This window comes from Pseudomonas sp. GW821-FHT03E01, from assembly GCF_059420765.1.
Genome location: NZ_JBWKUI010000013.1, coordinates 240,402 through 254,081 on the forward strand (window position 1 = coordinate 240,402; position 13,680 = coordinate 254,081).

At 59.4% G+C, this 13,680-nt stretch carries 13 protein-coding genes; 6 read left to right on the plus strand and 7 right to left on the minus strand.

Annotated elements, in window-relative coordinates; translation table 11 throughout:
- The first annotated feature begins 182 nt into the window (after positions 1-182).
- Entirely contained in the window at positions 183-1,307 is a 1,125-nt protein-coding gene (locus AC07VO_RS22445; protein WP_018926735.1) for a GNAT family N-acetyltransferase, read from the plus strand.
- Between the two features lie 34 nt (positions 1,308-1,341).
- On the opposite strand, the gene aqpZ is transcribed toward AC07VO_RS22445, so the two are convergent.
- The 5 genes from aqpZ to AC07VO_RS22470 form a co-directional block, all read right to left on the minus strand.
- Complete coding sequence (aqpZ, locus tag AC07VO_RS22450) at positions 1,342-2,040, minus strand: aquaporin Z (RefSeq protein ID WP_018926734.1); 699 nt, start codon at positions 2,038-2,040, stop codon at positions 1,342-1,344.
- A 196-nt stretch (positions 2,041-2,236) separates the two neighbouring features.
- Complete coding sequence (locus AC07VO_RS22455; protein WP_086944852.1) at positions 2,237-4,069, minus strand: ABC transporter ATP-binding protein; 1,833 nt, start codon at positions 4,067-4,069, stop codon at positions 2,237-2,239.
- 88 nt (positions 4,070-4,157) lie between these two features.
- Positions 4,158-4,721 carry a peptidylprolyl isomerase A gene (locus AC07VO_RS22460; protein ID WP_007934039.1) on the minus strand — a complete coding sequence of 188 codons (564 nt, stop codon included), beginning with the start codon at positions 4,719-4,721 and terminating at the stop codon, positions 4,158-4,160.
- A 3-nt stretch (positions 4,722-4,724) separates the two neighbouring features.
- On the minus strand, positions 4,725-5,528 hold the full coding sequence (locus tag AC07VO_RS22465; protein WP_028939359.1) for an alpha/beta fold hydrolase: 804 nt from the start codon (positions 5,526-5,528) through the stop codon (positions 4,725-4,727).
- A gap of 14 nt (positions 5,529-5,542) precedes the next feature.
- Positions 5,543-6,466 carry a PA3225 family LysR-type transcriptional regulator gene (locus tag AC07VO_RS22470; RefSeq protein ID WP_018926731.1) on the minus strand — a complete coding sequence of 308 codons (924 nt, stop codon included), beginning with the start codon at positions 6,464-6,466 and terminating at the stop codon, positions 5,543-5,545.
- 49 nt (positions 6,467-6,515) lie between these two features.
- Between AC07VO_RS22470 and AC07VO_RS22475 the strand changes: the two genes are divergently transcribed.
- The 3 genes from AC07VO_RS22475 (at position 6,516) to AC07VO_RS22485 (ending at position 8,722) form a co-directional block, all read left to right on the plus strand.
- Complete coding sequence (locus AC07VO_RS22475; RefSeq protein ID WP_007934049.1) at positions 6,516-6,845, plus strand: hypothetical protein; 330 nt, start codon at positions 6,516-6,518, stop codon at positions 6,843-6,845.
- A gap of 150 nt (positions 6,846-6,995) precedes the next feature.
- A complete protein-coding gene (locus tag AC07VO_RS22480; protein ID WP_019580787.1) occupies positions 6,996-7,595 on the plus strand; it encodes an FMN-dependent NADH-azoreductase in 600 nt (199 codons plus the stop codon).
- A 260-nt stretch (positions 7,596-7,855) separates the two neighbouring features.
- Positions 7,856-8,722, plus strand: coding sequence for a carboxylate/amino acid/amine transporter (locus tag AC07VO_RS22485; RefSeq protein WP_086944854.1), 867 nt, complete (start codon positions 7,856-7,858; stop codon positions 8,720-8,722).
- A 6-nt stretch (positions 8,723-8,728) separates the two neighbouring features.
- Here the strand turns inward: AC07VO_RS22485 and AC07VO_RS22490 are convergent, their stop codons facing one another.
- Positions 8,729-9,616 (minus strand): LysR family transcriptional regulator, encoded by an 888-nt coding sequence (locus AC07VO_RS22490; protein WP_026286472.1) that lies wholly within the window; start codon positions 9,614-9,616, stop codon positions 8,729-8,731.
- A 157-nt stretch (positions 9,617-9,773) separates the two neighbouring features.
- Between AC07VO_RS22490 and AC07VO_RS22495 the strand changes: the two genes are divergently transcribed.
- On the plus strand, positions 9,774-10,418 hold the full coding sequence (locus AC07VO_RS22495; protein ID WP_007934054.1) for a hydrolase: 645 nt from the start codon (positions 9,774-9,776) through the stop codon (positions 10,416-10,418).
- 110 nt (positions 10,419-10,528) lie between these two features.
- Here AC07VO_RS22495 and AC07VO_RS22500 read toward each other — a convergent pair whose 3' ends face one another.
- A complete protein-coding gene (locus AC07VO_RS22500) occupies positions 10,529-11,827 on the minus strand; it encodes a mechanosensitive ion channel family protein (protein ID WP_018926727.1) in 1,299 nt (432 codons plus the stop codon).
- A gap of 193 nt (positions 11,828-12,020) precedes the next feature.
- Between AC07VO_RS22500 and AC07VO_RS22505 the strand changes: the two genes are divergently transcribed.
- Positions 12,021-13,367 carry a DEAD/DEAH box helicase gene (locus tag AC07VO_RS22505; RefSeq protein WP_007934066.1) on the plus strand — a complete coding sequence of 449 codons (1,347 nt, stop codon included), beginning with the start codon at positions 12,021-12,023 and terminating at the stop codon, positions 13,365-13,367.
- The last annotated feature ends 313 nt before the right edge of the window (positions 13,368-13,680 follow it).

Below are 13,680 nucleotides of genomic sequence, written 5' to 3' on the forward strand. Positions count from 1 at the left end.
AAAAACAGGCGCCAGTATCGCGATGGTTTATGACAGGTCAGTGGCGAAGTGATGGCAGGTCGATGACGATACAAACGTTTCCGAAATGCCCGATTCAGAGCCTTGTATCGGATTGACGCGTGTGGATCGCCCTGCGATCGGCGATACTCGCGGAGCTGTCACGCCAAGATGTGGAGAGGAAAATGCCGCTGCAACGTCTGCATACACTGTCGCAAATCGCAGCCCGTACCTGGGATGCCCTGGTGCCGGAGAATCAGCCGTTTCTGCGCCACGCGTTCCTCGGTTCACTGGAAGACAGCGGCAGCCTGGGCCCGCATTCCGGCTGGCAGCCCGAGCATCTGCTGCATGTCGAAGGCGAGCGCCTGATCGCCGCGCTGCCCAGTTACCGCAAATGGCACTCCTACGGCGAATACGTGTTCGACCATGCCTGGGCCGATGCCTGTGAGCGTGCGGGCATCGACTACTACCCCAAACTGTTGACGGCGGTGCCGTTCAGTCCGGTCAGCGGGCCGCGATTGCTGGCGGCGACGATCGAGGACGGTTTCGAGCTCTTGCAGAGCCTGCCGGGTTATCTGGAGATAGAAAAACTTTCCAGTGCCCACATCAATTTCACCGATCCGTTCACCGACGCTGCATTGGCCGAACAGCCAGGCTGGTTGCAGCGCATTGGCTGTCAGTACCACTGGCAGAATCGTGATTACCGGGATTTTCAGGACTTTCTCGACGCCCTCAGTTCGCGTAAGCGCAAGCAAATGCGCAAGGAGCGTGAGCAAGTGGCGGGGCAGGGCATCGACTTCGAATGGCTGGAAGGCCGGCAGCTGACCCAGGCGCAGTGGGACTTTGTGTACGCCTGCTACGCCAATACCTACGCGGTGCGTCGGCAGACGCCTTACCTGACGCGGGAATTTTTCAGTCTGCTGGCCGAGCGCATGCCGGAGTCGATTCGCGTGGTGCTGGCCAAACAAGGTTCACGGCCGGTGGCCATGGCCTTCAGCCTGGTCGGCGGCGACAGCTTTTATGGCCGTTACTGGGGTTGCCTGGCGGAGTTCGATCGCCTGCACTTCGAGACCTGTTTCTATCAGGGTATGGATTACGCCATTGCCAACGGCTTTCAGCGTTTCGACGCCGGCGCCCAGGGCGAACACAAACTGATTCGCGGCTTTGAACCGGTGATCACCCATTCCTGGCATTACCTGCGCCATCCGGGCTTGAAGTCGGCGGTGAAAGACTTCCTCGAACGCGAACGCGTCGGGGTGCTGGGGTATGCAGAAGAGGCGAAGACCGCCTTGCCTTACCGACAAGGTTGATCTTCGCCGTTGATTGCAGGCTCAGTCGCGCAGATTAACTGTCTTCTTTGCCCAGCCAGCGGTACATCACACCACCGATGACCGCCCCCAGAATCGGCGCCAGCCAGAATAGCCATAGCTGTTGAATCGCCCAGCCCCCGACAATAAGCGCCGGTCCGGTACTGCGGGCCGGGTTGACCGAGGTGTTGGTGACCGGAATCGAGATCAGATGGATCAGGGTCAGCGCCAGGCCGATGGCGATGGGCGCCAGCCCGGCCGGGGCGCGTTTATCGGTGGCGCCGAGAATGATCAGGATGAACATGGCGGTCATCACCAGTTCACTGACAAACCCCGCCGCCATCGAGTAGCCGCCTGGCGAGTGTTCGCCATAGCCATTGGACGCCAGGCCGCTGGCCAGTTCGAAGCCGGGTTTGCCACTGGCGATGAAGTACAGCAAGGCCGCTGCGATGATCCCGCCAATCACCTGGGCGATGATGTAGGCGGGCAGTTCTTTGGCAGGGAAGCGTCCGCCGACGACCAGTCCGACTGAAACCGCAGGGTTGAGATGACAACCCGAGATGTGGCCGATGGCGAAGGCCATCGTCAGTACCGTCAAACCGAATGCCAGGGACACCCCCAGTAAACCGATCCCCACGTTTGGAAACGCTGCCGCCAGGACCGCACTGCCGCACCCTCCCAATACCAGCCAGAACGTACCTACCAATTCTGTAGCCGAACGTTTGAACAAAGACATAGCGAGTTTCCCTATCGAGATAACACTGTCGTTGTGCATCCAGCAGATGGACTACGGAACCTCCAGTACCTTGGCTGAGTACAGCAGGATTTTTACGGAATTCCAGTGACCATAAAAAACCGCCAGAGCCCGTGGTTAGCGGGCTCTGGCGGTTTCTGGTGTTCTTCTGTGTGGCTGATGGCGCCAAGATCGCGGCTTAATCGATCCCGACAAACCCGCCGGTCTGGTGTTGCCATAACCGTGCATACAAACCGCCATGGGCCAGCAGTTCGGCGTGGCTGCCGGTTTCGGCGATCTTGCCGTTTTCCAGCACCACCAACCGGTCCATCCGGGCAATGGTCGAGAGACGGTGAGCGATGGCGATCACGGTTTTGCCCTGCATCAGGGTTTCGAGGCTTTCCTGGATTGCTGCTTCGACTTCCGAGTCCAGTGCCGAGGTCGCTTCGTCCATGATCAGGATCGGCGCGTCCTTGAGCAGCACCCGGGCGATGGCAATCCGCTGACGCTGGCCACCGGAGAGTTTCACCCCGCGCTCACCGACATGGGCATCGAAACCGGTGCGGCCTTCGGAGTCCGACAGCAGCGGGATGAACTCGTCGGCACGGGCCTTGTGCACCGCTTCCCAGAGTTCGGCGTCGGTGGCGTCGGGTTTGCCATACAGCAGATTGTCGCGGATCGAGCGGTGCAGCAGTGAGGTGTCCTGGGTGATCATGCCGATGCGTTCGCGCAGGCTTTCTTGCCCGACTTCGGCGATGTTCTGGCCGTCGATGAGGATCCGCCCGCCCTGCACGTCATACAGGCGCAGCAGCAGGTTGACCAACGTCGATTTGCCGGCGCCGGAGGGGCCGATCAGGCCGATTTTTTCGCCGGGCTTAATGGTCAGGTTGAGGCCGCCGATGATCCCGCTCTTCTTGCCGTAGTGGAAATCGACGTGTTCGAAACGCACCTCGCCACGGGCCACTGCCAAGGGTTTTGCCTGTTCGCGGTCGGTGACGCTGACCGGTTGGGCGATGGTCTGCAAACCGTCCTGGACCATGCCGATGTTTTCAAAAATGCCGTTGACCACCCACATGATCCAGCCGGACATGTTGACGATGCGGATCACCAGCCCGGTGGCCAAGGCAATCGCGCCCACGCTGATCAGCGACTGCGTCCACAGCCACAGGGCCAGCCCGGTGGTGCCGACGATCAAGAGGCCGTTCATGCTGGTGATGACCACGTCCATGCTGGTGACCACACGGCCGGCCAGTTGGGCTTTTTCGGTCTGTTCCGCAATGGCTTCGCGGGCGTACTGCTGTTCGAAGTTGGTGTGGGCGAACAGCTTGAGGGTAGTGATGTTGGTGTAGCCGTCGACGATCCGCCCCATGAGTTTGGAGCGCGCATCGGAGGACACCACCGAACGCTCTTTCACCCGCGGCACGAAGTAGTAGAGCGCGCCGATGTAGGCGGCGATCCAGATCAGCAGCGGGATCATCAGTCGCCAGTCGGCTTCGGCGAACAGCACCAGCGAGCTGATCGCATAGATCAGCACGTGCCACAGCGCATCCACCGCTTGCACGGCAGAATCGCGCAGGGAGTTGCCGGTTTGCATGATGCGTTGGGCGATGCGCCCGGCGAAGTCGTTCTGGAAGAAATTCAGGCTCTGTTTGAGCACGTAACTGTGGTTCTGCCAGCGGATCAGGCTGGTCATGCCGGGACTCAAGGTCTGGTGCACCAGCATGTCATGCAGGGCGAGGAACAAGGGGCGCAGAATCAGCGCCACCGCCGCCATCCAGGCCAATTCCACGCCGTGGACCTTGAAGAAGTCGACGTTGGATGTGCTCTGGGTCAGGTCGATGATGCGACTCAGGTAACTGAACAGCGCCACTTCGATCAGCGCGCCGAACAGGCCGACGACCAACAAAACGGCGAAGATTGGCCAGACCTGCTTGAGGTAGTAGGTATAGAAGGAGAGAACCCGACTCGGTGGAGCCGCCGTCGGGGCGTCGCGGAAAATGTCGATCAGTTTTTCGAAACGGCGATAAAGCATCGGTTCTCCGCCCGTGTACGGGCTCTCCTTTAAACGATATGAGCGGCGCCGGATATCGACCGGCCACCGCTCAAGACTGCCGGTGTACTCAGTCGATGCGCTTGGCCGACTTGATCAGCACCGGGTCGACAGGCACGTTCTGCATGCCTTGTTTGGTGGTGGTCTGAGAGTTGACGATGATGTCCACCACGTCCATGCCCTTGACCACTTTGGCGAAGACGGCGTAACCGGCGTCGCGACCCGGATCGAGGAAGGCGTTATCGGCCACGTTGATGAAGAACTGGCTGGTGGCCGAATCCGGGTTTGAAGTACGCGCCATCGACAGCGTGCCACGCACGTTATGCAGGCCGTTGCTGGCTTCGTTTTTGATCGGTGCCTTGGTTTCCTTCTGTTGCATCTGTGCAGTGAAACCACCGCCCTGAGCCATGAAACCTGGAATCACACGGTGAAAAATCGTGTTGTTGTAGAAGCCACTGTCGACGTACTCAAGGAAGTTCTTGGTACTGATCGGCGCCTTGACCGGGTCCAGTTCGATTTCGATCTGGCCGTTGGTGGTCTCCAGCAGCACGTGGGGTGCCTTGGCCGGCGTAGCGGCCATCAGGTTGGCGGCAAACAGAACGGAGCCGGCGACGAGGGCGATTTTTTTCAGCATGGGTCAGTGATCCTGAGTGGTGGTGTCGACTGCGGTGAGAAACTCGAGCAGCGTTTGGTTGAAGCGTTCGGGTTGATCCAGCGGGGTGGCGTGGCGCGAATCGGCGATCACCACCAGCCGCGCATCGGGCAGCAGTTTTACATAGGTTTCTTTCAGCGCGACCGGGGTGTAGTCACGGTCGGCGCTGACGACGAGGGTTGGACACGAAACCCTGGAAAGTCGTTCCTGAACCCCCCAGCCAACGATGGCATCGAAGCTGGCGAGATAAGCATGTTTGTCGTTTTTTGCCCAGCGCGCCGCTATTTTTTGTCGTAACGAAGCTTGTTCCGGCTTGGGAAACAGTTTGGCGCCCAGAGCCTTGCCGATGGTGCCCATGCTCAGTACGCGCATCAGGCTCCAGCGTTTGAACCACTGCCAATAATCGTTGCGGCTGCGCCGTTTGACCTCGGGCGCGCTGTTGACGATGCACAGGCTCTTGAGCAGTTGCGGCTGGTCCACCGCCAGTTGAAAAGCGATCATGCCACCCATCGAAAGCCCCACAAGATGTGCAGGGCCAAGGTTCAAGTGTTCGATCAGCGCGATCAGGTCGGCGCTGAACCCGGCGATGCTGTAGCGCTCGCGGGGTTTGTCGGAGCGCCCGTGGCCGCGCACATCCGGCACGATCACCCGATGGTGGGCGGCGAGCGCCGGGATCTGCATTTCCCAGTCCAGGGTGCTGGAGCCCAACCCGTGAACCAGCAGCAACGGGGTGCCGTGACCATATTCCTCATAGTGCAGGTTGCAACCTTCATGTTCGAAATAGGCCATGGGTACACTCCGTGTCAGGCTTGTTCGGGTGCGGCGAAGGGCGCATCCAGCGGCGCGGTGTCAAAGGTGCGCAGCAGTTCGATGAGAATCTGCGTGGCCGGGCCCAAGGGTTTGTCCTTGTTCGAATACAGATAGAAACTCGGGTTGCGGCTTCCGCCCTGATCCAACGGTAGCACTTTGAGCGTGCCTTCCTTGAGTTCGCGCTCGATCATGTGCCGGGGTAGCCAGGCGAAGCCCAGACCGCTGCTGACGAAGGTCGCGGCAGTGGCCAGGCTGCCAACGGTCCAGCGCTGTTCGGCACCGAGCCAGCCGACATCTCGCGGTTGCTGACGGCCGGAGTCGCGGATCACCACTTGCATCTGGCTTTCCAGGTCCTGGAAGCTCAGCTCGCGATTCAGACGATGCAGGGCATGTTCGGGGTGGGCGACCGCGATGAATTCGACATCGCTCAGCTCCGCGCCCAGGTAGCCGGGAATACTGAAACTGGTAATGGCCAGATCGGCCACGCCTTCGAGCAATACTTCTTCCACCCCCGATAACACTTCTTCACGCAGCCGCACCCGGCAACCGCGACTTTGCGGCATGAACGCGGTCAAGGCGCGGACGAGGCGGGCGCTCGGGTACGCGGCGTCGACCACCAGCCGTACTTCCGCTTCCCAGCCTTGTTCCATGTGGTGGGCCAGGTCTTCAAGTTGGCTGGCCTGTTTCACCAGTTGCCGGGAGCGGCGCAGCAGCACGCCGCCGGCCTCGGTGAGCACCGCTTTGCGGCCATCGATGCGCAACAGCGGTACGCCGAGTTGGTCCTGCATGCGCGCTACGGTGTAGCTGACCGACGATTGCGAACGGTGCAGCACTTCGGCGGCCTGGGCGAAACCGCCGTGATCGACCACGGCCTGCAACGTTCGCCATTGATCAAGGGTCACGCGGGGCGCTTTCATGTTGAGCTCCTCTTGTCCTAAGCTGGCAGCTCTTATTGGAGACTGCCGAATGAAAAAAATCTGTTGTGTGATGGCGGGGTGTGCGGTGTTGGCGATGTTGCCTCTGACTGCGTTTGCCTATCCGATCGATGTCAATAAACAGCTCAACGGTTTGAAGGTCGACTACAACGCCTATGACACGGACGCCGACATCGGCTCCATTCAGGTCAACAACTACGGCGACACCGACGTCACTTGCAAAGTGGTTTTCAATAACGGTCCGGAAGCGCCACGCACCCGCAAGATCGACGTACCCGCCGGCAAACACAAAAACGCCACGGCCAAGTTCACCCGCACCATCATCAAGCTGCGTATCGACCTGACTTGCACCCCGAAATGACCTCAAGCGGAGCATGTCGGCTGGGCATGCTTCGCTTATAAACGAATTTATCGATGCTTTATAGCAGTTATTTGCGCTTTTTCATCGATATGACTCTGTTTAACCTTCACTCCATCGACCTACAGCATTCTCAGATGGAGGCTACATCCCATGTCCCGCGTTCTGATCATCGAAAGCAGCGCCCGTCAGCAAGACTCGGTTTCCCGCCAGCTGACCCAGACCTTCATCAGCCAATGGAAAGCCGCACACCCGGCCGACCAGATCACCGTCCGTGACCTGGCCGTCAACCCGGTGCCGCACCTGGACATCAACCTGCTGGGCGGCTGGATGAAACCTGTCGAACAACGCAACGAGATCGAACAGGCCTCGCTGGAACGCTCCAACCAATTGACCGACGAACTGCTGGCCGCCGACGTGCTGGTGATGGCAGCGCCCATGTACAACTTCGCGATTCCGAGCACCCTGAAAGCCTGGCTCGACCATGTGCTGCGTGCCGGCGTGACCTTCAAATACACCGAAACCGGCCCGCAAGGTTTGCTCAGCGGCAAGCGTGCCTACGTGCTGACCGCTCGCGGCGGGATCTACGCCGGCAGCACCGCGGATCACCAGGAACCCTACCTGCGTCAGGTCATGGGCTTCATCGGCATCCACGACGTCACGTTCATTCACGCCGAAGGCATGAACCTGGGCGGCGACTTCCAGGAGAAAGGCCTGAACCAGGCCAACGCCAAACTGGCCCAGGTCGCCTGAGTCGTTAATCGCCAGATAATCGCTGGATGGTCTAGTGACCTGGCGCGACCCTTCAAGCCTGCACGCGCATCGAACCTCCCTTTGCACTTATTGCTCCTGAGTGCTCTAGCCCGATTGAACGCTTTAGCGAGATCGGGCTTTTTTTTGCCTGGGATTTAGTGGGCGCTGATGATTCTGTGGGACCGGGCTTGTTGTTGGCTGAGCGTTCGCGATAACGGGCAAAAACCGCTATCGTCGCCGCCATTCAAAACGAGGCGAGCATGGGCTATCTACTTTTTGTCACGCTGATCCAGGCGTTTTCCTTCAGTTTGATCGGCGAGTACCTGGCCGGTCATGTCGACAGCTACTTCGCGGTGCTTGTGCGAGTGCTGCTGGCGGGGCTGGTGTTCATTCCGCTGACACGCTGGCGTTCGGTCGAGCCGGCATTCATGCGCGGGATGTTGTTGATCGGCGCGCTGCAGTTCGGTGTGACCTATGTCTGTTTGTATTTGAGCTTCCGCGTGCTGACGGTGCCGGAAGTGCTGCTGTTCACCATCCTCACGCCGCTGCACGTGACCCTGATCGAAGACGCACTGAACCGGCGCTTCAATCCGTGGGCCTTGATCGCGGCATTGGTGGCCGTGGCGGGTGCGGCAGTGATTCGCTACGAACGGATCAATCCGGACTTCTTCATGGGCTTTTTGTTGCTGCAACTGGCCAACTTCACCTATGCCGCCGGGCAGGTGCTCTATAAACATCTGGTGGCCCGCCATCCGAGCGATCTGCCGCATTACCGGCGATTCGGCTACTTCTATCTGGGCGCATTGGCGGTGGCGTTGCCGGCATTTCTGCTGTTCGGCAAACAGAACTTCCTGCCTGAAGCGCCGCTGCAATGGGGCGTGCTGCTGTTCCTCGGCCTGGTCTCGACCGCGCTGGGCTTGTACTGGTGGAACAAGGGCGCGTGCCTGGTGAATGGCGGGACGCTGGCGGTGATGAACAACCTGCATGTGCCGGTGGGGTTGCTGATCAATTTGCTGATCTGGAATCAGCATGAAGAGTTGGGGCGGTTGTTGTTGGGTGGATCGGTCATTCTGGCGGCGGTGTGGATCAGCCGGTTGGGTGTACGCCAACCCGTCATTGCACACTAAACCGGGTTAATTCGGCGCCAACTGCGCCACCATAAACTCAATAAACGCCCGGGTCTTTTGTGGTACGCGACGCGAGGAAGGGTAAACCGCGTTGATGGTAATCGCTGGTGCCTGCCACTCGCACAGCACCGGCACCAGGCGGCCTGCCGCCAACGCGCCTTCCACAATGAAATCAGGCAACAGGGCGATGCCCATCCCGGCTTCGGCGGCCTGAGCGAGCAAGTCGCCGTTGTTGGCGTGCAACGGGCCGGAAACGTTGACCCGTTGCGTCTCCTTGCCATTGCACAACTGCAGGCTCACGCCGCTTTGCAGATACCCGTAGTTCAGGCATTGATGCGCGCGCAAGTCTTGCGGGGTCCGCGGTATGCCTGCACGCGCCAGATAGGCGGGGGAGGCCACCATGATCCGCGGTGCCGGTGCCAGTTGCCGGGCGATCATGGTCGAGTCTGGCATGCTGGCGATGCGAATCGTCACATCGAAGCCGCCACGCACTGGATCGACCTGTTGATCGCTGAGCACCAGTTGAAGCTCGATGTTCGGATGCTGCTCATGGAACAGCGGAATCAACCGTCCAAGGCGATGCAGGCCGAACGACATCGGCGCATTCACCCGCAACACCCCACGTAGCTCGCCGATGCCGTCTCGAGCGCGCTGCTCGGCCTCGTCCAGCGCGGACAACACCTCCCGCGCCGCCTCGAAATACTCGGCGCCAGCCTCGGTCAAGTGCAGGCTGCGCGTAGTGCGCTGCAGTAATTGCACGCCGATTGCTTCCTCCAACGCCTGAATCTGTTTACTCACCTTTGATCGCGGCACGTCCATCGCGCGAGCGGCAGCTGCGAAGCCGTTCTCGCCAACCGTCACGACAAAGGCGCGCATGCATTCGATCCGATCCACGATTGTCCCTTTTTTAGAATCAATTATTCTCGATTTTAGGGAATTGTCCCTTTTTTATCTAGCCCGTAAAGTTACTTCCAAGCCAGCAAGCAAACAGCTTGAGGCAAGTGACTCACCCAATACTCATTAAACAAATCGACATCAAAAGGAACGCGCCATGTCTAACCGTGAATTGCTCAACCCAACCAACTCCGCCCTGATCCTGATCGACCACCAGCCGCAAATGGCGTTCGGCGTGCAGTCGATCGACCGTCAGACCCTGAAGAACAACACCGTGGGTCTGGCGAAGGCCGCGAAGATTTTCAACGTGCCGACGATCTACACCTCAGTTGAAACCGAAAGCTTCAGCGGCTTCATCTGGCCGGAGTTGCTGGCTGTTCACCCAGAGCAGAAGCCGATCGAGCGCACCTCGATGAACTCCTGGGAAGACAAGGCGCTGGTTGACGCGGTGAAAGCCACCGGCCGCAAGAAGCTGATCATTGCCGCGCTCTGGACTGAAGTCTGCCTGACCTTCCCGGCGCTGGAAGCCCTGGCTGAAGGCTACGAGGTGTACATCGTGACCGACGCGTCTGGCGGCACCACCAAAGAAGCTCACGACATGTCGGTGCAGCGGATGATTCAGGCAGGCGCGGTGCCGGTCACCTGGCAACAAGTGCTGCTGGAATACCAGCGTGACTGGGCACACAAAGACACTTACGAGGCGGTGATGGAACTGGTGCTGGAGCACAGCGGCGCGTATGGCATGGGCGTGGATTACGCCTACACCATGGTGCACAAGGCGCCGCAGCGTCAGGTCAAATAACACCGTTACCCTTGTAGGAGCATGGCTTGCCCGCGAAGGCGGAGTATCAGTCGATAACTATGTTGACTGACACTCCGCCTTCGCGGGCAAGCCTCGCTTAGGGGCGGTGTTTACATGATGTGTTTTTCCGGCTCCGGAATGTGGCTCGCGCCTAACATGGCCGGAAGCAATCCGGCCCTTAAGTCCCCGCCACTCGGCTGCTGATAAAGACTCAATCCGAACTCCGGCAGTACCGCCAGCAGATAATCGAAAATATCCCCCTGAATCCGCTCGTAATCCGCCCACGCCGTGGTGCGGGTGAAACAATAGATTTCCAGCGGAATCCCCTGCGCCGTCGTCTGCATCTGCCGCACCATGCAGGTCATGTTCTGCTGAACCTCCGGGTGACTTTTCAGATACGCCAGCGCATAGGCGCGGAAGGTGCCGATGTTGGTCATCCGCCGACGGTTGGCCGCCATCGCCGCGACGTTGCCCTGGGCTTCGTTCCAGGCCTTGAGCTCGGCTGTCTTGCGGCTCATGTAGTCGGTCAGCAAATGCACCTGGGACAGTTTCTGCTCTTCATCATCGCGAATGAACCGCACGCCGCTGGCGTCGATGAACAGGCTGCGCTTGATCCGCCGTCCTCCGGACTGCTGCATGCCGCGCCAGTTCTTGAACGACTCGGACATCAGGCGCCAGGTCGGGATCGACACAATTGTCTTGTCGAAATTCTGCACCTTGACCGTGTGCAAAGTGATGTCCACCACGTCACCGTCGGCACCGACTTGCGGCATCTCGATCCAGTCGCCGACCCGCAGCATGTCGTTGCTGGTCAGTTGCACGCTGGCGACGAATGACAACAGGGTGTCCTTGTAGACCAACAGAATCACCGCCGACATGGCGCCCAGACCCGACAGCAGCAACAGTGGCGAACGGTCGATCAACGTGGCGACGATGATGATCGCGCCAAACACGAACAACACCATTTTCGCCAGTTGCACATAGCCTTTGATCGAGCGGGTGCGGGCGTGTTCGGTGCGGGCATAGATGTCCAGCAGGGCATTGAGCAACGCGCTGATGGACAGCACCAGGAACAGGATGGTGAACGCCAGCGCCACGTTGCCGAGGAAGTTCATGCTGGTCTTGCCCAACTCCGGCACCAGGTGCAGGCCGAACTGGATGACCAGCGATGGCGTCATTTGCGCCAGGCGATGAAACACTTTGTTGTGGCGAAAATCGTTGACCCAGTGCAACGCCGGCTGGCGGCCGAGCATTTTGGTCGCATGAAGAATGAGGTAACGCGCCACTCGTCCGAGCACCAGCGCCACCACCAGCAGCAACATCAGCGCGAGTGTGGAATGCAGGAGCGGGTGCTGATCAAGGGCACCCCAGAGGTCTTGGGCGTTGAGCCAGAGCTGTTTGATATCCATGAGTGAAAACGCTTCTTCTGTAGGGCGCGACGGGGCGATTAGAGCATTTAAGAGGTTGCGGATGACGTTTTGAGACAAATCAGGCAACAAAAAAGCCACTGTTTGCAGCCGTTTGTATAAAGAAACTCGGCCTTAGCGCTCGAAACCGTTACCCTATGCAGCTGTTTTTTTGTATTTCTTCGAGGTAGCACCCGTGTTTTCCCAATTCGCCCTGCACGAACGTCTGCTCAAAGCCGTGGCCGAGCTTAAATTTGTCGAGCCAACGCCTGTGCAAGCAGCGGCTATTCCGCTGGCGCTCCAAGGGCGTGATCTGCGGGTGACAGCGCAAACCGGCAGCGGCAAAACCGCAGCCTTCGTTTTGCCGATCCTCAACCGCTTGATCGGCCCGGCCAAAGTCCGCGTCAGCATCAAGACCCTGATCCTGCTGCCGACCCGCGAGCTGGCCCAGCAAACCATCAAGGAAGTCGAGCGCTTCGCGCAGTTCACTTTCATCAAGTCCGGTTTGATTACCGGCGGTGAAGACTTCAAGGTCCAGGCCGCCATGCTGCGCAAGGTGCCGGACATCCTGATCGGTACGCCGGGCCGGATGATCGAGCAACTGAACGCCGGCAACCTCGACCTCAAGGAAGTCGAAGTGCTGGTGCTCGACGAAGCCGACCGCATGCTCGACATGGGCTTTGCCGAAGACGTGCAGCGTCTGGTGGACGAGTGCACCAACCGCCAGCAGACCATGCTGTTCTCCGCCACCACCGGCGGTTCGGGCCTGCGCGAGATGATCGCCAAGGTCCTGAACAACCCTGAGCACTTGCAGCTCAACGCGGTCAGCCAGCTGAACGACACCACCCGTCAGCAAATCATTACCGCTGACCACAACCAGCACAAAGAACAGATCGTGAACTGGCTGCTGGCCAACGAGACCTATCAGAAGGCCATCGTGTTCACCAACACCCGGGCCATGGCCGACCGTATCTACGGCCGCCTGGTGGCACAGGAATACAAAGCGTTCGTCCTGCACGGCGAGAAAGACCAGAAAGACCGCAAACTGGCCATCGACCGCCTGAAGCAGGGCGGGGTGAAAATCCTCGTGGCCACCGACGTCGCCGCCCGCGGTCTGGACGTGGAAGGCCTGGACTTGGTGATCAACTTCGACATGCCGCGCAGCGGCGACGAATACGTTCACCGCATCGGTCGCACCGGCCGCGCCGGCAACGATGGCCTGGCCATCTCGCTGATCTGCCACGGCGACTGGAACCTGATGTCGAGCATCGAGCGCTACCTCAAGCAGAGCTTCGAGCGCCGCACCATCAAGGAAGTCAAAGGCACCTACGGCGGACCGAAAAAGGTCAAGGCCTCGGGCAAAGCCGTTGGCGTGAAGAAGAAAAAGGTCGACGCCAAGGGCGACAAGAAGAAAACCGGCGCCAAGGCTCCGACCAAGCGCAAAATCGCCAACCGCCCGAAGACCGACGCCCTGTCGCTGGTCAGCAAGGACGGCATGGCGCCTTTGAAACGTCGCAAGCCGGAAGCGCCGGCGGCTGAATAAAGCGTCGTAGCGATCCAATAAAAACCCGGACAGTGTCCGGGTTTTTTTTCGTCAAAAGATCGGAGCTCCTACACGGAATTGGCATTCATCCCATAGGAGCTGCCGAAGGCTCGGGCCGCGATCGGACGATCTTTTGATCTTGCTGTTTAGCTCTCGGCTTTTTTCTCTGCGGACTACAGCGCCTTGGCGTTGTGAGCATTTTTCTACACCACATCAGGAAATGTCCTGCGCTCTCGTCGGAAGCGCCCGATTTAGCCATTACAAGTCGTCCCTTAACCTTCTCGAATGGATCCATTCATTGACGCCAGAATAA

Excerpts from the sequence above, each read along its gene's own strand:
- aqpZ (WP_018926734.1), bottom strand. The coding sequence starts at position 2,040 with ATGTCTTTGTTCAAACGTTCGGCTACAGAATTGGTAGGTACGTTCTGG.
- AC07VO_RS22500 (WP_018926727.1), bottom strand. The coding sequence starts at position 11,827 with ATGGATATCAAACAGCTCTGGCTCAACGCCCAAGACCTCTGGGGTGCC.
- AC07VO_RS22465 (WP_028939359.1), bottom strand. The coding sequence starts at position 5,528 with ATGGCCTATTTCGAACATGAAGGTTGCAACCTGCACTATGAGGAATAT.
- AC07VO_RS22480 (WP_019580787.1), top strand. The coding sequence starts at position 6,996 with ATGTCCCGCGTTCTGATCATCGAAAGCAGCGCCCGTCAGCAAGACTCG.
- AC07VO_RS22470 (WP_018926731.1), bottom strand. The coding sequence starts at position 6,466 with ATGAAAGCGCCCCGCGTGACCCTTGATCAATGGCGAACGTTGCAGGCC.
- AC07VO_RS22495 (WP_007934054.1), top strand. The coding sequence starts at position 9,774 with ATGTCTAACCGTGAATTGCTCAACCCAACCAACTCCGCCCTGATCCTG.
- AC07VO_RS22475 (WP_007934049.1), top strand. The coding sequence starts at position 6,516 with ATGAAAAAAATCTGTTGTGTGATGGCGGGGTGTGCGGTGTTGGCGATG.
- AC07VO_RS22460 (WP_007934039.1), bottom strand. The coding sequence starts at position 4,721 with ATGCTGAAAAAAATCGCCCTCGTCGCCGGCTCCGTTCTGTTTGCCGCC.
- AC07VO_RS22485 (WP_086944854.1), top strand. The coding sequence starts at position 7,856 with ATGGGCTATCTACTTTTTGTCACGCTGATCCAGGCGTTTTCCTTCAGT.
- AC07VO_RS22445 (WP_018926735.1), top strand. The coding sequence starts at position 183 with ATGCCGCTGCAACGTCTGCATACACTGTCGCAAATCGCAGCCCGTACC.
- AC07VO_RS22455 (WP_086944852.1), bottom strand. The coding sequence starts at position 4,069 with ATGCTTTATCGCCGTTTCGAAAAACTGATCGACATTTTCCGCGACGCC.